Genomic DNA, 25,111 nt, shown 5'->3' on the forward strand with positions numbered 1-25,111 from the left:
TTATCTCCAGTGTTCAATGACGGCTTTCAACGCTTTGCGTTCATCGGCGGTCAGGTCTTGTTGTTCATTTTTAGGGTAGATCATCAACAAAGCGATCTGCGACGCCGAGACGAAATGGTAGTAAATCACTCGGGCTCCGCCTCGTTTTCCGTGCCCCTTGGCCGCGACCCGCATTTTGCGAATCCCGCCTGTCCCTTCGATTAAGTCGCCAGCCGAAGGGTTCAACACCAGTACCTTCTGCAAGGCGATATAGGCATCGTCATCCATTAGCTCTTTGGCTCGACGAGTGAAGATCGGGGTCTCAATGAAAATCATCGTTAATGTACGCCATTGGCTTACTTTCGGGCAATGCTGGTCCGGATTGAATAGACTTTCATCTGTTCAGTCGTAACTGGTTTTTGATCGTTCTCACGCAGAACGTGAGAACGATCTGTTCACTCGACCTCAGGTCGGCGCTTTCCAATTCAGCATGCGTTGCTGGGCGACCTTGAGCAGATCGCAACCGTCCTGTGTCAGCAGGTAGAGCGCGTGGGTGATGTGGGGAATGTCTTCGACGTCACCGTGCTTGAAGCATTGGCAGTGCAGGGTTTTGAGTAGATCGCTGGACGCTCGGATGCGCTGGAGGGCGACTTCGAGGATGTCCTGGGGGTGGGCCTCTGTGTCGATGATCAGGGGCGGGGAATCGGTGAGGTTGGTTTGGAGGGGGCGGTAGCGGTTTGGAAACGGATTTAATGCGGTCACTGAAGAACACCTCTACTTAATTGGGAATGTGCGCTCTCTTTGTCGAGTGACCAAGCCCGAGTCGCTGAATTGGCAGCGACAGCCCGACTATAGGTGTGAGCAGCCGAGCAGCGATAGGCGACAAAGAGTCCCCGCTTGTAGGATCGGGCCGAACCTCGGCTAGGCCATTTCTATAGGAGTTTTCCGCGACGCAATTTCTCGCGTTTTTCTGCCATCAGCTTCCTCACCTCTTCATCAGAAATGCTCGGCCGTGGATCATCGATGCTGGCCTGAACCTGCCTGATGAACCATGCCTCGTAGGCAGCATTGTCGATGTGAGCCTCACAGCAATTGCGTGGCGCTTTTTCCTTCATCGGTTTCACCTCTGATTGTTTAAAGTTGAGCTGCCGACCCCCGTGCCCTTTCACTTAACCAATGTGCTTATACGACGCCACATCCAGCAGGCTAGTGGTCAACCCCGTCGCCGGCGCGTAGATCGTGCCTTTCACTGCCGAGAAGCTGACCCCTTTGCTGCCCAGCGATACGTAGCGTTCGCCTTGATCCAGTTCGGTGAAGTAGGTGTAGGAGTATTTGTGCATCAGCTGGTACTTCGCTTCGTCGCGGGCCATGGCGTTGCTGAGGTTTTCCAGGTCGGCCTGGGTCAGGTTCAACGGTTTGTTCAACTGCACGCCCCAACGCTTGAGGCAAACTTCGGCGAGGTGGCGGACGATCCGGCCTGGCTCGGCCAGGGTTTTCGGGCCGTTGGTGCCAGTAGGGGACGCGTTGCCCGCCAGGGTGGCGTGGCGGCCGGCCATGGGGTAAATGTGAGTTTTGGTGCCTGTGGCGGTTTGCGGGATGACGCAGCTGAAGCCTTTCGAGCGTTCGTCCCGGGCATAGAAACCTACATACTCTTTGACGTTGGCCCCGAGTTTGACTTTGTCATCCTGAAAGTTACCGGTGCCCGGCACCGGATTAAGGGCAAAGATATTCACCGGAATGTTTTTAAGTTCGTTGTCCTGGAGCATGGCGTTGGCCAGCATGTGGCAACTTACGCCGCCGCGGCTCCAGCCCACCAGATTGACTTGGGTGGGAATAACACCGTCTTTGCGGAACGTCTTGATAATTTGTTCCTGTAAATTTTGTTGCGTCACGCTGCGGGCGCCATAGTTGTATTTGCGCCAGAACCACGAGCCTTCAACTTTCACTTCTTCGATTGGAATGCCGGCAGCTTTCAGGCGGTTATATTCCACTTCGGTCAGTTGCTCGCGCTGCCAGTCGCATTTGCCTTTGATGATGTTGATCGCGTGCTGCACGTTCTCCGCCCAGCCTTTACCGAACAGTGAGCCACTGAGGCCGTAGTCCTTGGACTTGGTAAAGAGGTCGTCGACTTGCAGGTTACCGCTGCCGGGACCGTCGACCACTATCCATTCGGCGAACTCGCGGCCGGTATGGCGAGTGGCAAGCGTGGAGACCAGTTCACCGTCCCAAAAGTTTTCATGAGTGTCGTCGAACTTGGTCGAGCCGGTGCCGCAAAAGAAAATAGTTAATATAGTCATTGTAGTGCTCTAGTGTGATTTAAGAGCTTGCAGACTAATGTTTGTTGTTTGGATGTTGAAGAGGTTAGTTGTTTCTATGTTTGTGGTTTTAATAATCCATTCGTTGTCTTGCAACTTCAAGAAGTTCGCATCCGTCTTGCGTTAATAAATAAAGTGCATTCACTATATGGGGAATGTCGTTCACGTCAGCTTGTTTGAAGCACAGGCAATAAAGTGTTTCGAGCAGGTCGCTGGCGGCGCGCAGGCGTTGGTGAGCGGCGTCGAGGACGGCGCCGGTGCTGGCGGCGGTGTCGATGACCAACACGGGCGTTTCGCTGTAGCTGGTTTTGAGCGGGCGATAGCGGTCTTGCATGAGGTCAGTCCCTGTTTTCAGCGGCGCGGCAAACTATAGAGGCGTGCGTTCAGGCGTCGCAATACCGCGTAAATGGACGGAGTTTGTAGGGGATTTTCCTGTGTTGTGGCCTTTTGCCTACGTGTACCCCGAGGCTTTTTTCAGCGATACCCCTAGAGGTCGAATTTCCTACGTGTTTGTCAGGCGCAGCGCATCAATCCTCTGTATGGTGCGCGCCAGAAACTGTAGGACGTTTCGAAAACCACGTTCGTCTGGCTGGTCAGGGCCTCCGGCCAACCGGTGCGATCCATATTGGCGAGGACCATCGGGTTGCTCGCGAAAGCAATCTGCCAGCCGGCCAATCCCTCACGCCTTACTTTGTCCTCGTTGCTTCCGCTGTATCATCCCGTATCGTTTTGTTCCCCGACCTTTTCTCGACTCGCTGCGTTTGCCGGCTAGGCTTTGGGCTTCGCAGCGGTCAACGGAGTGACAGCTTATGCACAACACCCTGGAACAGGTTTTCGGTTATCCACAGTTTCGGCCCGGCCAGGAAGCGGCGATCAGCGCGGTGTTGGCCGGGCGTTCGGCGGCGGCGATTTTCCCCACCGGCTCAGGCAAGTCCCTGTGTTACCAATTGCCGGCCTTGTTGCTACCGCACCTGACGCTGGTGGTCTCGCCGCTGCTGGCGTTGATGCAGGATCAGTTGGCGTTCCTGCAGCGCCACGGCATTGCGGCGGGCAGTATCGATTCGGCCCAGAGCCGCGATGACGCCAGCGACGTGATGGCTCGGGCCAAGTCTGGCGAGCTGAAGATTTTGATGATCTCGGTGGAGCGCCTGAAGAACGAGCGTTTCCGCAATTTCTTGCAGCAAGTGCCGATCTCGTTGCTGGTGGTGGATGAGGCGCACTGCATCTCGGAGTGGGGCCACAACTTCCGCCCCGACTATCTCAAGCTTCCGGATTATCAGCGCCAGTTCAACATCCCACAGGCGTTACTGCTGACAGCCACTGCGACACCCAAAGTGATCGCTGACATGGAGGCCAAGTTCGCCATCGCTCCCGACGATGTGGTGACCACCGGTTTCTATCGGCCGAACCTCAATCTGTTGGTCGAGCCGGTACGGGGTCAGGACAAACGCCGACGCCTTGTCGAATGGATGAGTCAGCGTCCCGACCAGCCGAGCATTGTCTACGTCACCCTGCAGAAAACCGCCGAGCACATTGCCGAACATCTGACTCGCAACGGCATTCAGGCCGAGGCCTATCACGCCGGTTTGCCCCATGAACAACGCGAAGCCATCCAGCGCCGGTTCATGGGCGGACAGTCCAATTGCATCGTTGCCACCATCGCGTTCGGCATGGGCATCGACAAGAGCGACATCCGCAACGTCGTGCATTTCGACCTGCCCAAATCGATCGAAAACTACAGCCAGGAAATCGGCCGCGCCGGACGTGACGGGCAGCCATCCGACTGTCTGGTGCTGGCCAACCGCGACAGCCTCAACGTGCTGGAAAACTTCGTCTACGGCGATACGCCTGAGCTGGATGGCATCCGCTACGTGCTCGACGAGTTGCAAGCCGCCGCGCCTGAGGGGCAGTGGGAGTTTCTGTTGGGGCCGCTGGCGGACCACAGCAACATCCGACAATTGCCGCTCAAGACCTTACTGGTGCAGTTGGAACTGCGCGGGATCATCGCTCCGCGTTACGCCTATTACGCCGAGTACCGTTTCAAATACTTGCAGGAGCCAGAGGCCTTGCTGGCCCGCTTCGAGGGCGAGCGCAAAGACTTTGTCGCGGCAATCATCCAGACCTCCAGCCGTGCGCGGACCTGGGCCACAGTGAATTTCGACGCGTTGTATGAGCAGCATCAAGCCGAGCGCAACCGGGTGGTCAAGGCACTGGATTATTTCCAGGAGAAAGGCTGGGTCGAGCTCGAAAGCAAGCAGATGACCGAGGTCTACAGCCTGCTGCAAACGGATTTCAACAGCCAATCCCTGAGCGCCGAGTTACACGCCTGTTTCACCCGGCACGAGCGCACCGAGATCGCGCGGATTCACGCCATGCTGGATCTGTTCGCCACCGACCATTGCCTGGGTTATCGACTGGCCGAGTATTTCGGCGATGAAAACGCGCCGCAGCAGTGCGGGCATTGTTCGGTGTGTCACGGGGATGTGGCGCGATTGCCCGCGCCACCGGAATGGCCGGCGCTTGTGGATAAAAACTTCGAAGCATTGTGTGGTGATTTTATCCACAGGCATGGGCAGCACACCGGCAACGCCCCATCGGCGGAGCGCGTGACACGGTTTCTGTGCGGGATCAGTGTGCCGCTGTTCACCAAGCTCAAGGCGCGGGCGATTCCCGGGTTTGCGGCGCTGGAGGATTATTCGTATGGCGAAGTCCGGGCGTGGGCCGAGGCGCATTTACCTGCGTAGATCCATCCGCTGAATGCTGCTCATCACTGGAATAAATTTCAAAAATGCGCGGTGGCTGACTATGGTGAAGGCTGTCTTTGGATCGCCCACAAGAGAACAACAACTATGAGCCAGACACCGTTCACTATTCAGCGCGCCGCTGTCATTGGCGCGGGCACTATGGGCCGTGGCATTGTCATGTGCCTGGCCAACGCCGGCGTCCCGGTGCAGTGGGTCGATAACAATCCACAGATGCTTGAACAGGCGCTGGCCACCGTGGCGGACACCTACGCCCACAACGTGCGTCAGGGCCGGATCGATCAGACCGAGGCAGACGCTCGCGTTGCACGGATAACGGCGGCTACCGACTACGCGGCGATCCGCGATGTCGATCTGGTGATCGAAGCGGTGTACGAAAACCTCGAGCTCAAGCAGAAAATCTTCCGTGAACTGGACGGTCTGCTCAAACCTGATGCGATATTGGCCAGCAATACCTCGGCGCTGGATATCGATGCCATCGCCGCGGCCACTCGCCGCCCGCAACAGGTCTTGGGCCTGCACTTCTTCAGCCCGGCGCACATCATGAAACTGCTGGAAATCGTCCGCGGTGCCCAAACCGCCCCGGCGGTGCTCGATGCGGCGCTGGAGCTGGGCAAGCGCATGGGCAAGGTCAGCGTGGTGGCGGGCAACTGCGATGGTTTCATCGGCAACCGCATGCTCAATACCTACGTGCTCGAAGCGCGCAAGATGCTGCTCGAAGGCGCTTTTCCACAACAGGTCGATGCGGCGCTGCAAGGTTTTGGCTTCGCTATGGGGCCGTTTCGCATGTACGACGTGGTTGGCGTCGACCTGGGTTGGCGGGCTCGGGAATTGGCCGGCAAAGGTCAGGATGCGCCTGAGGTTCAGGTGGACAATCGTCTGTGCGAATTGGGTCGTTTCGGCCAGAAGAGTGGCAACGGCTATTACCACTACGAACCGGGCAGTCGCCAGGCTGAGCACGATGTTGAAGTCGATGCGCTGGTGCTGGAGGTCAGCGAAGAGCTAGGGTTCCAGCGTCGCGAGATCAGCCCCGAGGAGATTCTTGAGCGCTGCTTGCTGGCACTGGCCAATGAAGGGGCGAAGATCCTTCAGGAAGACATCGCCGAGTCGGCACACGACATCGATCTGGTGTACCTCAATGGCTACGGCTTCCCGGCGGACAAGGGTGGGCCGATGTCCTGGGCGGATCAGCAAGGGCTGGCGGATATTCACCAGCGATTGCTGGCGCTTGAGACGAAGCAGGGTGATCAGTGGAAACCGGCGCGGTTAATTGGGGAGTTGGCGGCGGTGGGTAAAGGATTTGCGCAGCGGTAGACTCCACCGACTCGATCGTTCCCGCGCGCCGCGTGGGAGCGCCTCACCCAGACGAGAGCCGCCCATGAATCAACGCACCGACTACCCCCATTTCCAGCCCATCACCACCCGCTGGCACGACAACGACGCTTATGGCCACGTCAACAACGTTACCTACTACAGCTTCTTCGACACGGCAGTGAACACCTACCTGATTGAAGTCGGCGGCCTGGATATCCATGACGGTGAAGTGGTGGGCTTTGTGGTGAGTTCGGCTTGCGATTACTTTGCCTCCATTGCCTTCCCCGATCGGATCGAGATCGGTTTGCGGGTGGCCAAATTGGGCAACAGCTCGGTGCAATACGAGCTGGCCGTGTTCAAGGTTGGGGAAGACGAAGCCTGCGCGGCGGGGTGCTTCGTGCATGTGTTTGTGGATCGGGCGTCGAATCAGCCGGTGGCGATTCCTGCCGGGTTGCGCGATGCAATGGAGCGCTTGGTAGTTTGACAGGCAAAAAAAATCGCAGCCCGAGGGCCGCGATTTTTTGATTTACCGGTCCACAAGGCGATTCAAGCCTCAGTCGTCATGGCGATGTTTATGCTTACGATGGCCGTAGGCATGGCCGCGACCCCGATGGCCGTCACGGTAGTAGCGACGGTCATCATCACCACGACGATAGGAGCGACGATCATCGTCGTCATCGCTCTTGTTGCCCATGTAGTTACCCAGCGCGCCACCGGCGCCGCCGCCTGCTGCGGAGCCGATCAGGCTGCCGGTGGTGCCGCCCATGCTGCGGCCGACCACGTTACCGCCTGCTGCGCCCAACGCACCGCCAATGGCTGCTTCACCACGGCTGCGTTTGTCTGCGCCAACAGCGCTACCACCCGCGCCGCCCAGGGCCGCGCCAATGGTGGAACCTGTATTGCCGCCTAATGACTGACCGACGACCGAGCCCAGAACCCCGCCCAATGCGCCGCCCACACCTGCTTCGGTGGTGCCGCCGGCAGAAGCGAAGCCACTGACCAGGCCAAGGGACAACAAGAGAATCGAGGAGAACTTCATAGGGGAACCTCAAGGGGATGACGGCGCGATCCTGAGGCTGTGTCATGGTTGTGACAATCGAAATCCGACGAGTAACACGACTTCAGCACAATTCTATAAGTTGCTGTTTTTTGGGCGGAACTTAAGTGTTTTTCGCCGGTCTTTAGCTACTTCGGATAGGCCGTTTTTATGCAAAAACGGCCTTTTTTGTGGGCGTTTGAAAATTGTTGATCGTTCCACGCTCCGCGTGGGAACGATCAGGGTCAGGCCGATTTGGCCATGATGAGCCGGGTCTCACTCGCCGCTTCCAACCGGATCGCCACAAACTTCGACGTCGGCGTATGGCTGCCATCCCCGATGCTTTCCAGCGGCACCAGCGGATTCACTTCCGGGTAGTAAGCCGCCGCTTGCCCGGCAGGAATATCAAATGCCAGCAGCGTAAAGCCCTTCACACGACGCTCACGGCCATCATCCCAGATCGAAACGATGTCAGCCTTTTGCCCCGGCTTGAAGCCCAGGCGAATGATGTCGGCTTCGTTGACGAACAATACATCACGCTGACCCTTGACTCCGCGATAGCGGTCATCGAGCCCATAAATCGTGGTGTTGTACTGATCGTGAGAGCGCATCGACTGCATGATCAGGTCCGGCAATACGCCGGTGGCGCGAGTGCGTTCGTGCACCAGATCTTTAGGCAGGATGTTCGGACGGAAATTGGCGCGCCCCGACGCGGTATTCCAGCGGCGAGCGCCGGCGCTGTTGCCGAGGTAAAACCCGCCCGGGTTCTGGATCTTCTCGTTGAAGTCGCGAAAGCCCGGAATGGTGTCGGCAATCAGGTCGCGGATGCGCCGGTAATCGGCCACCAGCCAGTTCCAGTCCACCGGTTTGCTGCCCAGGGTCGCGGCGGCGATGCCGGCAATGATCGACGGCTCCGAGCGCATCTGGTTCGACAGCGGCTGCAACTGGCCGTTGGAGGCGTGCACCATGCTGAATGAGTCTTCGACGGTCACCGCTTGCGCGCCTTCGGTCTGGATATCGATGTCGGTGCGACCCAGGCACGGCAGGATCAGCGCGTCTTTACCGTGCGCCAAATGGCTGCGATTGAGCTTGGTACTGATTTGCACGGTCAGGTCACAGTTGCTCAGGGCCTGGAAGGTCCGTGAGCTGTCCGGAGTGGCTTGGGCGAAGTTACCACCCAGACCGATAAAGACTTTCGCGCGGCCGTCGGCCATGGCATGGATCGCCTCGACCACGTTGTGGCCATTTTCACGCGGCACTTTGAACTTGAAGCGACGCTCCAGGGAATCGAGGAACGCCACCGGCGGACGTTCGTTGATGCCCATGGTCCGGTCGCCCTGCACGTTGCTGTGTCCACGCACCGGACACAGACCGGCACCCGGCCGGCCGATGTTGCCGCGCAGCAGCATCAGGTTGGCGATTTCCTGGATGGTCGGCACCGAATGGCGATGTTGGGTGATGCCCATGGCCCAGCACATGATGACGTTCTTGCCTTTGGCGTACATGCGCGCCGCTTGCTCGATCTCCACCAGTGGCAGGCCGGACTGCTCGACGATCTGCTCCCACGGGGTATCGTCGATGGCGGCAAGATAGTCCAGCACGTTGACGCTGTGTTCATTGAGGAAGTCGTGATCGAACACCGCGGGTGCGCCAGTCTTCTGCGCCTCGCGCTCCCATTGCAGGAGGAATTTCGCCATGCCGCGCAGGATCGCCATGTCACCACCGAGGGCCGGACGGAAGAACGCGGTGTTGGTCGGTTTGTCGCCGTTGGTGAGCATTTCGAACGGGTGCTGCGGATGCTGGAAGCGTTCCAGACCGCGTTCCTTCAGCGGGTTGACGCACACCACTTGAGCGCCGCGCTTCACCGCTTCGCGCAACGGTTCGAGCATCCGAGGGTGGTTGGTGCCAGGGTTCTGGCCCCAGACGAAAATCGCATCGGCGTGTTCGAAGTCGTTGAAGGTTACCGTGCCTTTGCCAACGCCGACACTTTGCGCCAAGGCCACACCGCTGGCCTCGTGGCACATGTTCGAGCAGTCGGGGAAGTTGTTGGTGCCGTAGGCACGCACGAACAATTGATACAGGTACGCCGCCTCGTTGCTGGCGCGGCCCGAGGTGTAGAACTCGGCCTGATCCGGGCTCGACAGGCCGCGCAGATGCTTGGCGATCAGGGTGAAGGCATCATCCCAGCTGATGGGTTGGTAGCGATCGGTTTCGGCGTTGTAGCTCATCGGCTCGGTCAGACGGCCCTGATATTCCAGCCAGTAGTCGCTCTGTTCCAGCAGCGAGGTGACGCTATGTCTGGCAAAGAATGCACCGTCGACACGGCGTTTGGTCGCTTCCCAGTTCACCGCTTTGGCGCCGTTCTCGCAGAACATCACCATGCCCTTTTCCGGAGAATCGCCCCAGGCGCAACCGGGGCAGTCGAAGCCGCCGTTCTGGTTGGTCTTGAGCATTATGCGGAGGTTTTTCAGCGCGTTATCGCTGGTCAACCAGGCCTGGGCGACGCTGATCAGCGCGCCCCAGCCACCGGCTGGGCCTTTGTAGGGCTTGTAGCGAGGGACGGGTTTCTGGTCGGCTTGACGATGTTGACTCACGCTTGGTTCTCCGTCGCAGGGCTGTAGACCCGCGGCGCACTTTTTTGCGGCAGGTGGATGAGATTGAGGTTGTGACGACGGGCCCATTGCACGGCAAGACCCGTGGGCGACGACAGGCTGACCAAGGTCTGAATGCCTGCGCGCAATACTTTCTGGATCAACTCGAGGCTGCAACGGCTGGTGACAATCGCCAGCCCGCCGGTAGTCGGGATCTTCTGCCGGATCAACCCACCGATCAGCTTGTCGAGGGCGTTGTGACGGCCAATGTCTTCGCGACCCAGCAGCAATTGGCCCTGACTGTTCATAAACACGGCGGCGTGCACCGCGCCGGAGTACTGGCCAAGCGGCTGGAACGCACCGATACGCTGACGCAAACCATCGAGCCATTCGGCGGGCGGCAAGGGTGCGCCGGGCAGGACTTTGAGGTCTGGCAACGCCTGTTCCACTGCTTCCACACCGCAAAGCCCGCAACCGCTGGTGCCAGCCATTTGCCGACGTTGTTGCTTGAGGTTCCAGAAGGCGCGGTTGGCGATGGTCACTTGCGCGTATTGCGCCGACCCCGAGCCGCTGAGTTGCAGGTCATAAATGTCGCAAGCGTCTTCGATGATGCCGCTACCGAGGCTGAAACCGACGATGAAGTCTTCCAGATCCGTCGGCGTCACCAGCATCACAGCCTGGCTGATGCCGTTATAGGCAATCGCCAACGCAACTTCTTCGGCCAGCGCGGTGCTGTCCGATTCGGCGCTTTGCGTTTCGGTGTGGCGAAGATCGCAGTAACTGTACGTCTGGCTGGCAGCGGGCGCTGGCGTTTCGCGGGCAGGCGCCGCGCAGGCAGGGCGCTTGGCGTTCATGGCATCACCAACGGTTTGATTAGCTTTAAGCCTAGGCGCGTCAAGTTGTCGCGTCTAATCGCTAATACTGATCTACCGATAGATGGCGTCGATCAAGTGCTCGGCAGCGATTGCTGAAGTATCGCGAAACAGGCTTCCGCAAGCGCCGAACGCGGGGCGCTGCGACGCATGATCAGGCCCAGCCGGGCGAGGGTCTGGGCATTTTCGATGGGTTGCAGGCGCAAATGATCGGTGAGGTTTTCGAGGCCACCTTCTAAAGGCATCACTGCGCAGCAGAGTCCGCCGTGCACCGCTTGTAACAATTGGTGGACGGCATCGGTTTGCAGCAATGGCTGCGGGATGAGGCCGCGGCTGTGGAAGTTGTGGTCGATGGACTGCCGAAAATGCATGCCGCTGGTGAGCATGCCCAGCGGCAGTTCGATCAGCGATTCCCAACTCAGCGGTACCTCGCCGAAACTGAAGAAGCGCTGATCGTAGAGCAGGCCCATGCGGGTTTCGCTGAACGCCAGGGAATCGAAGCGTTCGCCGTCCAGTCGCTCCAGGTACGACACGCCCAGATCCAGGCGATTGTTCGCCAGTTGTTCGAGGATTTGTTCGGAACTCAGTGCTGAGAGTTCGAAGCGCAGGTTCGGGTGCTCGGCGTGCAGGCGTTGCATCAGCGGCAGCGGATCGAAGCTCGACAGTGGCACCACGCCCAGGCGCAGCGTGCCGACCAGATTGCCGCGGCAGGCAGCCGCCTCTGCCTGCAAGCCGTCGCAGGCTGCCAGCACGGTGCGCGCCCAGGCCAGCACCCGTTCACCCGGTGCGGTGAAACCCTCGAAGCGCTGACCGCGATTGACCAGCGGCAACTCGAGTTCTTCTTCGAGGCTGCGCAGGCGCATGGACAGGGTCGGCTGGGTGATGTGACAACGCGCGGCGGCCTGGCCGAAATGCCGGGTTTCGTCGAGGGCGATGAGGAATTTCAGTTGCTTGATGTCCATCTTCGCTCCAAGGCGCGGTGTAGGCGGGGATTCTAGCGCTTGCGCCGGATCAACGTCATTGGTCGGGTTGAAACCGGGGTTCTCAGGCTTGGTCTAGGCTTTTGCGTCTGGACACCTAATCCCATGGAGAGCACACGATGAGCCTTTTCAGTTTTTTAAAAGAAGCCGGTGAAAAAATCCTCGATGCGCTGACGCCGGACAAGGCCGAAGCGAATAGTGAAGCGTTGACCAAGCACGTGAAGGATGCGCTGACGGGAATCGACACTTCCAAAATTCAGGTGAAAGTCGAAGGCGATAAAGTCATCGCCAGTGGCGAAGCCGCCAGTCAGGAAGAGAAGGAAAAAATCCTTCTCGCGCTCGGTAACGTGGCCGGTATTAGCGGTGTTGATGACCAGATCACCGTGACCGGGCCGGTGGCTACGGCGGCCAAGTTTGTCACGGTCGAGAAGGGCGACACCCTCAGCGCCATTTCCAAGCGCGTGTATGGCGATCCCAACAAGTACCAAAAGATCTTCGAGGCGAACAAACCGATGCTGAAGGATCCGAACAAGATCTATCCGGGGCAGTCGTTGCGGATTCCTGAATAATGTGAGGCCCGTAGGAGCTGCCGAAGGCTGCGATCTTTTGATCGTGATCTTCGGCAGCTTCAATACCGCGAAGATCAAAAGATCGCAGCCTGCGGCAGCTCCTACATGGAATCAAAGCCCTGCAATGAGCTCCCGATAATCCCCCACCGCCGCAAACTCGGCCGTGTCCTTCGGCCCTTTGCGGCTGTCCGGTTCACTCACGGCCAACAAATGCGCCACACCAAAATTCCGCGCGCTACGCAGAATCGGCAAGGTGTCGTCGATAAACAGACTGCGCGCCGGATCAAAGCCGATGTCCGCCTGCAGGGCATCCCAAAATTGCGGGTTTTCCTTGGCGAAACCGTAATCATGCGAGCTGATCAATCGCTCGAAGTACGGCGCCAGTTCGATTCTTTCCAGCTTCAGTGACAGCGAATCGCGGTGTGCGTTGGTGATCAGCACCACCCGCTTGCCGGCCCGTTTGATGGCGGCCAGAAAGGTGTCCGCGTCCGGTCGCAAGGCGATCAGGTGCGCCGTTTCCAGTTTCAATTCGCGCACCGGCAGTTTGAGCTCGGCGCTCCAGAAATCCAGGCAATACCATTGCAACTGGCCGGCATTGCGCTCGAACAGCGGCTGCAATTCCATCTCGGCCATGGCCCGGCTCACCCCGTGCAACTCAGCGTAACGCTGGGGCAAGTGCTCCATCCAGAAATGGTTGTCGTAGTGCAGGTCCAGCAGCGTACCGTCCATATCTAGCAGTACGGTGTCGATGTCGCGCCAGGGCAGCAGGGCCATAAAAAACTTCTCCAGCGGTAAAAAAGATATCCGAGGTCAACAATCAGGATAGGCCGGGTATAGTAACGCGTTCACGCCAAGGAGCTTTTCATGCGCCAGAAACCCACCATCCTCGCCCGCGAGATCGTCGCCACCAGCCGTTTGTTCTGCGTCGAAGAGCTGAAGTTGCGCTTTTCCAATGGCGTGGAGCGCACGTATGAACGACTGGTGGGCAAGGGCGCCGGTTATGGCGCGGTGATGATCGTGGCGATGCTGGATGCAGACCACGCGGTGCTGGTTGAAGAGTATTGCGGCGGCACCGATGAATACGAGCTGTCCTTGCCCAAAGGCTTGATCGAGCCGGGCGAAGACGTGCTGGCGGCGGCCGAACGAGAACTCAAGGAAGAGGCCGGGTATGGCGCGCGGCAACTGGAGCATCTGACTGAGTTGTCGTTGTCGCCCGGTTACATGAGCCAGAAGATCCAGGTGGTGTTGGCCACCGATCTGTACGAAGAAAGCCTTGAAGGCGATGAGCCCGAGCCGATGGGTGTGGATAAAATTAACCTGCGTGAGTTGTCGGCCCTGGCCCAGAACCCGCGATTCACTGAGGGCCGTGCGTTGGCAGCGCTTTATCTGGCCCGTGATCTGCTGACTCAGCGTGGAGTGTTCCTGCCATGAATTTCCCCCATCCGTTGATGGCGCCGGTCATCGAGCTGGCATTGAAGGCCGGGGATGCGATTCTGCCGTTTTGGCGCACTGGCACGGCGGTGACCGCCAAGGCTGACGATTCTCCGGTCACAGCAGCAGACCTGGCCGCTCACCACCTGATTTTGGCCGGGCTGACGGCGCTGGACCCGAGCATCCCGGTGCTGTCCGAAGAAGACGCCAATATTCCCCAGAGCGTGCGCGCCGGGTGGCAGCGTTGGTGGCTGGTCGACCCGCTGGACGGGACCAAGGAATTCATTTCCGGCAGCGAAGAATTCACCGTCAACATCGCGCTGATCGAGCAGGGGCGAGTGGTGTTTGGCGTGGTGTCGATGCCGACCAACGGGCGCTTCTACGTCGGTGGTGCTGGTTTGGGCGCGTGGCGTGGCGATAAAGGCGCGCAGCCGCTGCCGATTCAGGTGCGCGACGTGCCTGCAGCGGGCGAGGCATTTACCGTGGTTGCCAGTCGTCGGCATTCAAGTCCTGAGCAGGAGCGCTTGCTGGCCGGGTTGAGCGACAGTCTGGGTGAGCTGCAATTGGCCAATATCGGCAGTTCATTGAAGTTTTGTTTGCTGGCGGAGGGTGCGGCGGATTGTTATCCGCGGTTGGCGCCGACTTCGCAGTGGGACACGGCCGCTGCGCAAGGCGTGCTGGAAGGGGCGGGCGGCGAGGTGCTGGATTTGAGCGGTGCGCCGTTTTGTTATCCGGCGCGGGAATCGTTGTTGAATGAGTTTTTTTTGGCGCTGCCGGCGAAGGCTGCTTGGCGCGAGAAATTGTTAACGTTGGCGCGGGCCTGAAGATCAAGGGATCGCAAGCTCCTACAGGTGGGACGCATTTCTCTGTAGGAGCTGTCGAGTGAAACGAGGCTGCGATCTTTTGATTTACCGATGGAGCACGTACTGCCCGGTAAACGTCACCGCATCCTCCTCACTCCCCACATTCACAATCCTTGAATGCAGCTTCAACCGCGCCCGTCCATACCGCTCATACATCGCCAGAAACTTCTTCCACACCGCCGCACTCGGCGCCTGACAAATCGCTGTCGCGTCCATGGTGACCGGCAATGGATAGGTGATATGCCCTTCGTGAATCACGATGTGCCCGTCTTTAACCCCTTCTTCACGCAATCGCAAATGCAGCCAACCCCAACCCGCCAGCACCGCGCCACAATACAGACTGCCGCCGAACATGGTGCTCTTGTGGTTGACGTTGGCCTCCAGCGGCAAGTGCAGGCGCAGTTGCTGATCGTGCCAGTCGAGCACCTTGAGGCCCATGTCCCGCGTAAGGGGAATGTCGCGATGGAGGACGGATTCCAGATGACGGCTGTCGCGGCTCATGCACGGGTCTCTTGTATGAAGATGATGATTTGACGGTAGCTCAATCGAGTTCGTCGGTGTGGCTGCTGACACCACCGTCGGCGAAGTTCAACCCGTGCTTGCGCAGTTTGTCGTGCAAGGTTTTGCGCGGGACACCGAGGGCTTCGGCGAGGCTGCGCACGGAGCTGTGAGAGCGCGCCAGTTCGGCGGCGATCAGGCTCTTCTCGAAATTTTCCACTTGCTCGCTGAGACCGCCGCTGACCCCTTCGACCGTCATGCCGGCAGCGCCCTGCGGCGCGCTGTTGTCCAGCGCCAGTTCCAGGCCCAGGGCAAAGCGTTCGGCGGCGTTTTGCAGTTCGCGCACGTTGCCCGGCCAGGTGTGGCGCAGCAGCAGGGCGCGTTGTCCCGGTTGCAACTCGTGGGGTGGCAGACCGTGTCGAGTGCTGGCTTCGTCGGCGAAATACTGGAACAGCATCAGCGCATCTTCGCCGCGCTCACGCAGCGGTGGAATACGCAGCGGTGCGACGTTCAGGCGGTAATACAAATCGGCACGGAAGCGGCCCTGATCGGCGGATTGACGCAGGTCTTCCTTGGTCGCGGCGATGATGCGGATGTCCAGCGGGATCAGCTGATTGCCGCCCAGGCGCTCGACGACGCGCTCCTGCAGCAAACGCAGCAATTTCACCTGCACATCCAGGCTCATGCTTTCGATTTCATCGAGGAACAACGTGCCGCCATTGGCGAATTCGAACTTGCCGATGCGACGCTTTTGCGCGCCGGTAAAGGCGCCCGGTTCGTGCCCGAACAGCTCGCTTTCTACCACCGACTCGGCCAGGGCGCCGGCGTTGATCGCCACGAACGGACCGCTACGACGGTTCGACAGATCGTGCAATGCACGTGCGACCACTTCTTTGCCCGCACCGGTTTCACCCAGGATCAGCACATCGGCCTTGGTCGCCGCCAATGCTCCGATCTGCTCGCGCAGGCGCAGCATCGGTGCCGATTGCCCGACCAGTCGGGTACTCAGTTCATTGCGATCGCTCAGGGCCAGACGCAGGCTGCGGTTGTCCAGCACCAGCCGGCGCAAGGCCAGGGCGCGGCGCACGCTGTCGAGCAGGGCGTCGCTGGCGAAGGGTTTTTCCAGAAAGTCATAAGCCCCGGCGCGCATCGCTTGCACGGCCAGCGGCACATCGCCGTGGCCGGTAATCAACAGCACTGGCAGATCCGGGTCCTGGGCATGCAGTTCGGTCAGCAGTTCGAGACCGTCCATGCCCGGCATGCGGATGTCACTGACCACCACGCCGGGCCAGTCGCGCTCCAGTTGCGCGGCCAGGCCCTTCGCTTCGGCGAGCGGCAGGATTTTCAGGCCGGCGAGGTCCAGGGTCTGGCTCAGGGCTTGACGCAGGTGGGGATCGTCGTCGATCAGCACGACCTGGATGCGGTTGTCGATGGTCATGCACTTCGGTCCTCGGACGGTTGCAGGCTTACACCCGTTGCGCCTGCACGCAATTTCAGGGTAATCAGGGCGCCGCCTTCCTTGTGGTTGGCGAACGACAGTTCACCCCCGAAGGCACGCATCAGGGTTTCGCAAATCGCCAGCCCCAATCCAAGGCCCTGAGTGCGGGTCTTGGTGGTGTAGAAGGGCTCGCTGGCGCGGCCAAGTGCCTCCAGGCAAAACCCGGGGCCATTGTCGCGGATGTACAGATTGACGCCGTCGGCGGTGGATTGGGCACTCAACCAGAGCTTACGCGGCGGGCCTTTTTCCGTCAGGGCGTCCAGGGCGTTGGCCAGCAAGTTGCCGAGCACCTGGCGCAGACGGGTTTCCCCAGCCTCGACCCACAGGGTGGCGGCCGGCAAATCACGGATCAGTTCGACTTCCATGCCGCGCCGACGCTTGGCCAGCAGCGCCAGCGCGTCGTCCAGCGCCGGTTGCAGGGCGACGCTTTCCGGGGCGTGGCGATCGCGCCGGGCGAAGGCGCGCAGGTGGGCGATGATTGACGCCATTCGCCCGGTCAGTTCGCTGATCAGCTTGAGGTTGCCACGGGCATCGTCGGTGCGCTGATGATCGAGCAGCACTTCGGCGTTTTCTGCGTAGCTGCGGATCGCCGCCAGCGGTTGATTCAATTCGTGGCTGATGCTCGCCGACATGGTGCCAAGGGCCGACAGTTTGCCGGCCTGCACCAGATCATCCTGAGCGCGAACCAGCTCTTGCTGGGCCTGTTCGCGCTCCAGCACTTCCTGTTTCAATCGACGGTTGAGCCCTTCGAGGTCGCTGGTCCGCTCGGCTACCCGGCCTTCCAGTTCACGACGGGCCTTGGCTTCGAAGGCGATCCGTTCGAGGTAATGCCGACGGCGCTGCATCATCAGGCCGAGCAACAACATCAACACCAACAGCGTCGCGCCGCCGATGGCGACGACCGTGCGCACCGGGCGATCGATCAAGGTGCGTGGGGCGAGGATGCTGACGTTCCAACCGGTTTCTGCGATGGCCTGGGTCTGTGTCAGCCAGGCATTGGGGTTGAGCCTCAATGGTTTGGGATCGCGGGTCGGATAGGGTTGAATCGCCGTAATAGCCTTGCGTTCTTCTTCGCTCAACGGGCGGGTCGAGCGGAATCGCCACTCGGGCCGCGACGTGAGAATGACCACGCCGTTATGGTCAGTCAGCAGCAGTTGTTCCGGGGTTTTGCCCCAGAGGCTTTCGGTATGGTCCAGGTCGACCTTGACCACCAGCACACCGATGATCTTTTCGCCGTTACGCACGGCGGCGGCGAAGAAATAGCCGCGCTTGGCCGATGTCGTTCCCAAGCCGAAAAAACGCCCAAGCCGCCCGGCCATGGCTTCGCTGAAATACGGCCGGAAGGAAAAATTACGCCCGACGAAACTGTCGTGTTTGTCCCAATTGGACGCGGCCAGGGTCTTGCCCGTGGTGTCCATCAGGTACATGACTTCAGCGCCGCTCTGGGCGCTGATGTTTTTCAACAAACGATTGGCGTTGCCCTGAGTGACACCATCGTCGGGCGCGCCGAGGACCGCTCTTAGGGCCGGCAGATCGCCGAGGATCTGCGGCAACACTTCATAACGGTGCAAGGTGCCCAGCAGGTTGGCGACGTAAAGGTCGAGCGTCTGACGGTTCTGCCCGGCCAGTTCGCTGCGGTAATAGCGCTCGGCCAGATGCTCCAGCGGCCACAGCAACGGCGCCAGGCACAGCGCGAGCAGGGCCAGGCTGCGCCAGCGGGGTCTGCGGGGGAGGGTCGGAGTCATGAGCATCGAGCGCCTGTGGGTACAGGCGCATTATGCCTAGGCTTGCGGGCGCAGTCTGCGCACCGTGGGTGTTTCAGGAAAAGACGTCAGCGTCCTTGAAGTACGCGGCAGCCTGGTCTTTGCCAGACAGTTGCGGTGCTTCGTCCAGTTGCCATTCGATGGCGAGGTCCGGGTCGTCCCAGCGAATGCAGCGCTCGGCGGATGGGGTGTAGTAGTCGGTTGTTTTGTAGAGGAATTCGGCGAACTCGCTCAGCACCACGAAACCGTGGGCGAAACCCTCCGGGACCCAGAGTTGGCGATGGTTCTCGGCGGACAGGCGCACAGCCACCCATTTGCCGAAATGTGGCGAGCTGCGGCGAATGTCCACAGCCACGTCGAGTACTTCACCGACTGTGACGCGTACCAGTTTGCCCTGAGTGTTTTCCAGTTGGTAATGCAGGCCACGCAGTACACCTTTTTGCGAACGGGAATGGTTGTCTTGAACGAAATTCGTCTCCAGACCCGTCGCTTTTTTGAAAGACTTGTCATTGAAGCTTTCATAGAAGAAACCGCGCTCGTCACCAAATACCTTGGGTTCGATGATCAGAACACCGGGCAGCTCGGTGGTGACTACTTTCATGGTCTTTCTCCAGCAATAGGCGTTGATGGGCGACATTCTTGCGCAAAGTCCCTGCCGGTGCGAGTGGAGTGTGTTTTTTCCTGATCCGTTCATGATTTGGTCGAGCATCAGGTGGGTGTCAGGGAGCCGATAGGGGGTTGCGTATCGTCCCAAGCAGTGGCGATATAAGCGCCTAATAAAATTTCAGGGGTCGTTGTATGCCACTCGCCACGTTGATTCATCGCGCCAGTTTGCCCAGCCCGCAAGTGTCTGCGGAGCAGGCGCTTGAGCTGTTGAAGGGACATTACGGGCTGAGTGGAAGGTTGCAGCCCCTCGGCAGCCAACAGGATCTTAACTTTCGGGTCGACAGCGACCAGGGGCGTTTTGTCCTGAAAATCTGCCGTGGTGACTACTCGGCGCTGGAGCTGCACGCCCAGCACGCCGGGCTCAAGCATTTGGGTGCACACCCCGATGTGCATGTGCCGCGGGTGATCGCGGCCAACAACGGTGCAGACCTTCTCTCTCTGGAAGTCGACGGCCAACCGGTGCATGTGCGCCTGCTCGATTACATCGAAGGCCAATCGTTGACACACCTTGATCATCTGCCCGGTTCAGTGGTGGCGGGATTTGGTCGGCTCTGCGGTGAAATGGATCTGGCACTGGCCGGTTTCGACCATCCTGGCCTCGAGCGCACCCTTCAATGGGACGCTCGCCACGCCAACGCATTGATCACGCATTTGCTGCCGGTCATCAAGGATGACCACCAACGCCGGCTGATCGCCGATGCGGCTGAACGGGCCGAGCGCCATTTGCAGCCGCTTGTGGATCAGCTGCCAGTGCAGGCGATTCACATGGACATCACCGACGACAACGTGGTGTGGCAGCGGGATTCGCAACGCCATTGGCAATTGCAGGGCGTGATCGATTTCGGCGATCTGATTCGAACCTGGCGCATCACTGATCTGTCGGTGACGTGCGCGGCGTTGCTGCACCACGCCGATGGCGATCCTTTCTACATTTTGCCGGCGGTCCAGGCCTACCACGCGGTCAATCCGCTCACGCATGAAGAGCTGCTGGCACTCTGGCCGCTGATCGTCGCCCGCGCGGCGGTGTTGGTGCTCAGCGGCGAACAGCAGGTCAGCATCGATCCTGGCAACGCGTACAGCCGCGACAATCTCACCCACGAGTGGGAGATTTTCCGCGTCGCTACATCGGTGCCGTTGGCGTTGATGGAAACGGCGATCCTTACCGCGGTCGGCCAGAGTCTGCCGAGCATCGGCAGCGAAGGCTTTGCGCCGCTGTTGCCGAGTCTGGTCGGGCGTGAGTTTGCCTTGATCGATTTGGGCGTGCTCAGTGCGCATTTCGAGGCCGGTAACTGGGAGCAGGAAGGGATTGATCAGCGCCTGCTGACCGAGGCCGCCGCCGCTCACGGTCTGGCGGCCAGTCGTTATGGGCAATATCGCTTGTCCCGCACCCGGCCGGACAGCGCCACTGAGCCGGACACTTGCCCGTTGCACGTCGAGTTGCGAGTGCCCCATGGCACGGCGGTCGAGTCGCCGTTTGCCGGCGTGGTCCATCAGCCCGCGGTGGGCGTGCTGCAATTGGACGGCCCGCAACTGAGCGTGCGTCTGTGGGGCGTGACGCCGTCGCTGCACACGGGCGCAGCGCTGGTCAAAGGTCAGGTGCTGGGTTCGGTCAACGGGCCATTGGTGGTGCAGTTGTGCCGAGGCGCTTCGTTCAATGCGCCCTTGTTTTGCACGCCATCTCGCGCATTGGCTTGGCAAGCGTTGTGCCCGTCGCCAGCGACGCTGCTGGGGCTGGCCTGTGACGCCGAAAAAGAACTCGATTCGCAGACGTTGCTGGCGCGCCGTGACGCCAGTTTCGCCCGTACCCAAAAGCACTATTACGTCGACCCGCCGCGCATCGAGCGTGGCTGGCGCAATCACCTGATCGACATGCAGGGCCGCTCTTACCTCGACATGCTCAACAACGTCGCGGTGCTTGGCCACGGTCATCCGCGCATGGCCGCTGTTGCCAGTCGTCAGTGGTCGCTGCTCAACACCAACTCGCGTTTCAACTACGCGGCGGTGGCCGAGTTTTCCGAACGTCTGTTGAAACTGTCGCCGGACTCCATGGACCGGGTGTTTCTGGTCAACAGTGGCAGCGAGGCCAATGACCTGGCAATCCGCCTGGCATGGGCCTACAGCGGCGGTCGCGACATGCTCAGCGTGCTGGAGGCCTATCACGGCTGGACAGTGGGCGCGGACGCGGTCTCGACCTCGATTGCCGACAATCCGAAGGCCTTGAGCAGCCGCCCGGACTGGGTGCATCCGGTCACCGCGCCGAACACCTATCGCGGCGAATTCCGTGGACCGGGCAGCGCGCCGGACTACGTGTGCAGCGTCGAACACAACCTGGCGAAAATTGCCGAGCAGAAGCGTCAGCTGGCCGGTTTCATCTGCGAACCGGTGTACGGCAATGCCGGCGGTATCTCTTTGCCGCCGGGGTATTTGAAGCAGGTTTACGCGTTGGTTCGTGCCCAGGGCGGCGTTTGCATCGCCGACGAAGTGCAGGTCGGCTACGGCCGCATGGGCGAATTTTTCTGGGGTTTTGAAGAGCAAGGCGTGGTGCCGGACATCATCACTATGGCCAAAGGCATGGGCAACGGGCAGCCGCTGGGCGCGGTGATCACCCGCCGAGAAATCGCCGAAGCGCTGGAGGCCGAGGGCTATTTCTTCTCGTCGGCCGGCGGCAGCCCGGTCAGTTGCCAGATCGGCATGGCGGTGCTGGATGTGATGGAAGAAGAAAAGCTCTGGGAAAACGCTCAGGTCGTGGGCGGGTATTTCAAGGAGCGGCTTGAAGCGTTGATCGATATTCATCCGCTGGTGGGCGCGGTGCATGGTTCCGGCTTCTATCTGGGCGTCGAGTTGATCCGCAATCGCGAAACCCTGGAGCCGGCGACCGAAGAAACCACGGCGCTATGTGATCGGTTGCGCGAGTTGGGGATCTTCATGCAGCCGACCGGCGATTACCTGAACATCCTCAAGATCAAACCACCGATGGTGACCTCGCGTCAGAGCGTGGATTTCTTTGTCGACATGCTGTCGAAGGTGCTCGCAGAGGGTCTGTAAACATATACCCCTTGTGGGAGCGGGCTTGCTCGCGAAGCAGTCGCTCATTCAACATCGATGTCGACTGATCCGACGCTTTCGCGAGCAAGCCCGCTCCCACAGGGATAGCTTTAAATTCGATTATTATCTGGATTAACTGAATAAATTTCGACAGATGGATGGTTTATAACTTTTAAAGCCGATATTTATCGGCTATAAAGTCACCGCTGCTCTCGGTGTGGACCCCCTCCACGCCCGGTGCTTCCCATTTCTGTCATCGGTCGACGCCACACTCGACCCTCAAGCACTTGCTCAGGAGCCGATTCATGAGCCGTATCGTTACTGTCGCCGCCACCCAGATGGCCTGTTCCTGGGACCTTGAAGCCAACATCGAGACCGCTGAGAAGCTGGTCCGTGAGGCCGCGGCCAAAGGCGCGCAGATCATCCTGATCCAGGAACTGTTCGAGGCGCCGTACTTCTGCCAGAAGCCGAACGCGGATTACTTGCAGCTGGCCACGACCGTTGAAGACAACGTCGCCATCAAGCACTTCCAGAAAGTCGCCAAAGAGCTGCAAGTGGTTCTGCCAATCAGCTTCTACGAACTGGCGGGCCGCGCGCGTTTCAACAGCATCGCGATCATCGATGCCGACGGCAGCAACCTTGGGATTTATCGTAAAAGCCACATCCCTGACGGCCCTGGCTACCACGAAAAGTACTACTTCAACCCGGGCGATACCGGCTTCAAAGTCTGGAACACCCGTTACGCGAAAATCGGCGTGGGCATCTGCTGGGACCAGTGGTTTCCGGAATGCGCGCGCAGCATGGCGTTGCAAGGCGCGGAAATCCTGTTCTACCCGACCGCGATCGGCAGCGAGCCACACGACAAGACCATTTCGTCCCGTGATCACTGGCAGCGTGTGCAACAGGGCCATGCCGGCGCCAACCTGATGCCGCTGATCGCCAGCAACCGCATCGGCAACGAAGAGCAGGACGGTTACGACATTACGTTCTACGGTTCGTCGTTCATCGCCAACCAGTTCGGCGAGAAGGTTCAGGAACTCAACACAACCGAAGAAGGTATGCTGGTGCACAGTTTCGACCTCGACGAGTTGGAGCACATCCGCAGCGCGTGGGGTTCGTTCCGTGACCGTCGGCCGAACCTGTATGGCGCAATCAAAACCCTCGACGGTTCCCTGGAGTCCTGATAGCTATGACCACTTTGCACAGCACGCCTCGCGCCGACGGCTTTTACATGCCAGCCGAATGGGCGCCGCAAACCCAGGCCTGGATGATCTGGCCCGAGCGCCCGGACAACTGGCGCCTGGGTGGAAAGCCGGCGCAAGCCGCGCACGTCGCTGTAGCGAAAGCCATCGCACGTTTCGAACCGGTGACCGTGGCGGTTTCCGCCGGCCAGTATGAAAACGCTCGTGCCCGTCTGGACGTGCCGAATGTTCGTGTGGTGGAAATGTCCAGTGACGACGCCTGGGTTCGCGACACTGGCCCGACGTTCGTCATCAATAACAGCGGCGAAGTCCGTGGTGTGAACTGGGATTTCAACTCTTGGGGCGGTTTCGATGGTGGTCTGTATTCGCCGTGGAATCGCGATTCGCAGGTCGGCGGCAAGATCCTCGAGATCGAGCGCAGCCAGCGCTACCGCACCGAGGGCTTCGTGCTCGAAGGCGGTTCGATTCACGTCGATGGCGAGGGCACGCTGATCACCACCGAAGAATGCCTGCTCAACCGCAATCGCAATCCGCACATGACCCGTGCAGAAATCGAAGCGGTACTCAGCGCGAATCTGGCTGTGGATAAAATCATCTGGCTGCCGGACGGCTTGTTCAACGACGAAACCGACGGTCATGTGGATAACTTCTGCTGCTACGTGCGTCCGGGCGAAGTATTGCTGGCCTGGACCGACGACCCGCAAGACCCGAACTACCCGCGCTGCCAGGCGGCAATGAAAGTGCTGGAAAGCAGCACCGACGCCAAGGGCCGCCCATTCACGGTGCACAAAATGCCGATTCCGGGGCCGCTGTATGCGACCGAGGAAGAGTGCGCCGGTGTGGATCCGGTGGACGGGACTCAGGAACGTAATCCGACCGTGCGTCTGGCCGGTTCCTACGTGAACTTTCTGATCGTTAACGGCGGCATCATCGCGCCGAGCTTCGACGACCCGCTGGACGGCCCGGCCAAAGAGATTTTGCAGAGTCTGTTCCCGCAGCACGAAGTGGTGATGGTGCCCGGCCGCGAACTGTTACTGGGAGGCGGAAACATTCACTGCCTTACCCAACAACAGCCAGCACCGCACAAGGAGTGAGTGAGGTTGTAACAGCTTGAGTTGATTACAGAATCGGCCCGGCAACCGTTTTCCCTCTCAGCCTTATAGAAAGCCCGCAGCCCTTCAGGACTGTGGGCTTTTTTGCATCCGCTTGTCGACAGTTTCTAAACCTTGGCACAGCTCTTGTATCTCTCCTGGTGTAAAACAGGGAGGGGAGAACTGCGATGTTCTGTCATAAACCTTGGATAAGTTAGCCGCTCACACACCAGGAGAGAGCGCGGAAATGAACGCCGAAATGAATGTAGTGAGCGAACGGGCGTTGCATCCCCTGGCAGTAAACAGCGAATCGCTCCAGGTCCTGGCGCACTGGTTGAAGTCCAATGGAACGCGTCAGATCAGAGAACCTGATCCGCGCCGGATGATGATCGAGCGCTACCCCGCTGGTTTATTCAGCGAAGCGGAGCTGGAAGCGTTGTGGGATGTGATGGAAGGATAAGAAGAAAAACAAACAACGGATTGGTAAAAGCGCTGCCGGGATGGCGGCGCTTTTTTATGGGCGAAGGGTTTGTGCCCGAAATACAGGCTTGCAATCAACGCTGAACCCTGTGGGAGCGGGCTTGCCCGCGAAGGCGGCGTGTCAGGCGACGCAGATGTCGGATATGCCGGCCTCTT

Annotated in this window: 24 protein-coding genes; 10 read left to right on the top strand and 14 right to left on the bottom strand. The window is 59.7% G+C overall.

The genetic code is table 11. From position 1 onward, the window contains the following. From ACYZTX_RS02715 to ACYZTX_RS02735, 5 genes are all read right to left on the bottom strand, one after another. Entirely contained in the window at positions 1-315 is a 315-nt protein-coding gene (locus tag ACYZTX_RS02715) for a type II toxin-antitoxin system RelE/ParE family toxin (RefSeq protein ID WP_462032846.1), read from the bottom strand. A gap of 129 nt (positions 316-444) precedes the next feature. Beyond that, a complete protein-coding gene (locus tag ACYZTX_RS02720; RefSeq protein WP_462032847.1) occupies positions 445-741 on the bottom strand; it encodes a hypothetical protein in 297 nt (98 codons plus the stop codon). Positions 742-911: 170 nt separating this feature from the next. Beyond that, the gene (locus ACYZTX_RS02725; RefSeq protein ID WP_462032848.1) at positions 912-1,094 is read right to left on the bottom strand and encodes an antitoxin PaaA2 family protein; all 183 of its coding nucleotides are present in this window, start codon (positions 1,092-1,094) and stop codon (positions 912-914) included. 54 nt (positions 1,095-1,148) lie between these two features. Continuing rightward, positions 1,149-2,276, bottom strand: coding sequence for a hypothetical protein (locus ACYZTX_RS02730; protein WP_462032849.1), 1,128 nt, complete (start codon positions 2,274-2,276; stop codon positions 1,149-1,151). Between the two features lie 88 nt (positions 2,277-2,364). Further along, positions 2,365-2,628, bottom strand: coding sequence for a hypothetical protein (locus ACYZTX_RS02735; protein ID WP_462032850.1), 264 nt, complete (start codon positions 2,626-2,628; stop codon positions 2,365-2,367). Positions 2,629-3,103: 475 nt separating this feature from the next. Here ACYZTX_RS02735 and ACYZTX_RS02740 point away from each other — a divergent pair, with 475 nt between their 5' ends. From ACYZTX_RS02740 to ACYZTX_RS02750, 3 genes are all read left to right on the top strand, one after another. Further along, complete coding sequence (locus ACYZTX_RS02740; RefSeq protein ID WP_462032851.1) at positions 3,104-5,038, top strand: RecQ family ATP-dependent DNA helicase; 1,935 nt, start codon at positions 3,104-3,106, stop codon at positions 5,036-5,038. 105 nt (positions 5,039-5,143) lie between these two features. Then, complete coding sequence (locus ACYZTX_RS02745; RefSeq protein WP_462032852.1) at positions 5,144-6,370, top strand: 3-hydroxyacyl-CoA dehydrogenase family protein; 1,227 nt, start codon at positions 5,144-5,146, stop codon at positions 6,368-6,370. Between the two features lie 64 nt (positions 6,371-6,434). Beyond that, the gene (locus ACYZTX_RS02750) at positions 6,435-6,854 is read left to right on the top strand and encodes an acyl-CoA thioesterase (RefSeq protein ID WP_462032853.1); all 420 of its coding nucleotides are present in this window, start codon (positions 6,435-6,437) and stop codon (positions 6,852-6,854) included. 69 nt (positions 6,855-6,923) lie between these two features. On the opposite strand, the gene ACYZTX_RS02755 is transcribed toward ACYZTX_RS02750, so the two are convergent. The 4 genes from ACYZTX_RS02755 to ACYZTX_RS02770 form a co-directional block, all read right to left on the bottom strand. Further along, entirely contained in the window at positions 6,924-7,409 is a 486-nt protein-coding gene (locus ACYZTX_RS02755) for a glycine zipper domain-containing protein (RefSeq protein ID WP_462032854.1), read from the bottom strand. Between the two features lie 242 nt (positions 7,410-7,651). Further along, positions 7,652-10,000: an FdhF/YdeP family oxidoreductase gene (locus tag ACYZTX_RS02760; protein ID WP_462032855.1), complete on the bottom strand. Its 2,349-nt coding sequence runs from the start codon at positions 9,998-10,000 to the stop codon at positions 7,652-7,654. Continuing rightward, positions 9,997-10,851: a formate dehydrogenase accessory sulfurtransferase FdhD gene (fdhD, locus tag ACYZTX_RS02765; protein ID WP_462032856.1), complete on the bottom strand. Its 855-nt coding sequence runs from the start codon at positions 10,849-10,851 to the stop codon at positions 9,997-9,999. Before fdhD ends, ACYZTX_RS02760 begins: the two co-directional genes overlap by 4 nt. 92 nt (positions 10,852-10,943) lie before the next feature. Further along, complete coding sequence (locus tag ACYZTX_RS02770; protein ID WP_462032857.1) at positions 10,944-11,831, bottom strand: LysR family transcriptional regulator; 888 nt, start codon at positions 11,829-11,831, stop codon at positions 10,944-10,946. A gap of 137 nt (positions 11,832-11,968) precedes the next feature. Here ACYZTX_RS02770 and lysM point away from each other — a divergent pair, with 137 nt between their 5' ends. After that, entirely contained in the window at positions 11,969-12,418 is a 450-nt protein-coding gene (lysM, locus tag ACYZTX_RS02775; RefSeq protein WP_462032858.1) for a peptidoglycan-binding protein LysM, read from the top strand. A 111-nt stretch (positions 12,419-12,529) separates the two neighbouring features. Here lysM and yrfG read toward each other — a convergent pair whose 3' ends face one another. After that, complete coding sequence (yrfG, locus tag ACYZTX_RS02780) at positions 12,530-13,192, bottom strand: GMP/IMP nucleotidase (RefSeq protein ID WP_462032859.1); 663 nt, start codon at positions 13,190-13,192, stop codon at positions 12,530-12,532. Positions 13,193-13,282: 90 nt separating this feature from the next. Between yrfG and nudE the strand changes: the two genes are divergently transcribed. After that, entirely contained in the window at positions 13,283-13,849 is a 567-nt protein-coding gene (gene nudE / locus ACYZTX_RS02785) for an ADP compounds hydrolase NudE (RefSeq protein WP_462032860.1), read from the top strand. Next, positions 13,846-14,673, top strand: a complete 828-nt coding sequence (gene cysQ / locus ACYZTX_RS02790; RefSeq protein WP_462032861.1) for a 3'(2'),5'-bisphosphate nucleotidase CysQ — start codon at positions 13,846-13,848, stop codon at positions 14,671-14,673. The genes nudE and cysQ overlap by 4 nt, the downstream gene beginning before the upstream one ends. 84 nt (positions 14,674-14,757) lie before the next feature. On the opposite strand, the gene ACYZTX_RS02795 is transcribed toward cysQ, so the two are convergent. The 4 genes from ACYZTX_RS02795 to rfbC all read right to left on the bottom strand — a co-directional run bounded on the left by ACYZTX_RS02795 (position 14,758) and on the right by rfbC (position 19,072). Continuing rightward, on the bottom strand, positions 14,758-15,213 hold the full coding sequence (locus ACYZTX_RS02795; RefSeq protein WP_462032862.1) for a YiiD C-terminal domain-containing protein: 456 nt from the start codon (positions 15,211-15,213) through the stop codon (positions 14,758-14,760). Between the two features lie 40 nt (positions 15,214-15,253). Next, positions 15,254-16,648 (bottom strand): sigma-54-dependent transcriptional regulator, encoded by a 1,395-nt coding sequence (locus ACYZTX_RS02800; protein ID WP_462032863.1) that lies wholly within the window; start codon positions 16,646-16,648, stop codon positions 15,254-15,256. Continuing rightward, on the bottom strand, positions 16,645-18,453 hold the full coding sequence (locus ACYZTX_RS02805) for a sensor histidine kinase (protein WP_462032864.1): 1,809 nt from the start codon (positions 18,451-18,453) through the stop codon (positions 16,645-16,647). The genes ACYZTX_RS02800 and ACYZTX_RS02805 overlap by 4 nt, the downstream gene beginning before the upstream one ends. A gap of 73 nt (positions 18,454-18,526) precedes the next feature. Further along, positions 18,527-19,072 carry a dTDP-4-dehydrorhamnose 3,5-epimerase gene (gene rfbC, locus ACYZTX_RS02810; RefSeq protein WP_462032865.1) on the bottom strand — a complete coding sequence of 182 codons (546 nt, stop codon included), beginning with the start codon at positions 19,070-19,072 and terminating at the stop codon, positions 18,527-18,529. A gap of 197 nt (positions 19,073-19,269) precedes the next feature. Between rfbC and ACYZTX_RS02815 the strand changes: the two genes are divergently transcribed. From ACYZTX_RS02815 to ACYZTX_RS02830, 4 genes are all read left to right on the top strand, one after another. After that, on the top strand, positions 19,270-22,182 hold the full coding sequence (locus ACYZTX_RS02815; RefSeq protein WP_462032866.1) for an aminotransferase: 2,913 nt from the start codon (positions 19,270-19,272) through the stop codon (positions 22,180-22,182). 305 nt (positions 22,183-22,487) lie between these two features. Continuing rightward, positions 22,488-23,366 (top strand): N-carbamoylputrescine amidase, encoded by an 879-nt coding sequence (aguB, locus tag ACYZTX_RS02820; RefSeq protein ID WP_461967816.1) that lies wholly within the window; start codon positions 22,488-22,490, stop codon positions 23,364-23,366. Between the two features lie 5 nt (positions 23,367-23,371). Beyond that, positions 23,372-24,478, top strand: a complete 1,107-nt coding sequence (aguA, locus tag ACYZTX_RS02825) for an agmatine deiminase (RefSeq protein WP_462032867.1) — start codon at positions 23,372-23,374, stop codon at positions 24,476-24,478. A gap of 244 nt (positions 24,479-24,722) precedes the next feature. Next, positions 24,723-24,935 (top strand): hypothetical protein, encoded by a 213-nt coding sequence (locus ACYZTX_RS02830; RefSeq protein WP_046045525.1) that lies wholly within the window; start codon positions 24,723-24,725, stop codon positions 24,933-24,935. Positions 24,936-25,111 lie beyond the last annotated feature (176 nt).

The sequence above is a fragment of the Pseudomonas sp. MDT1-17 genome, assembly GCF_054898105.1.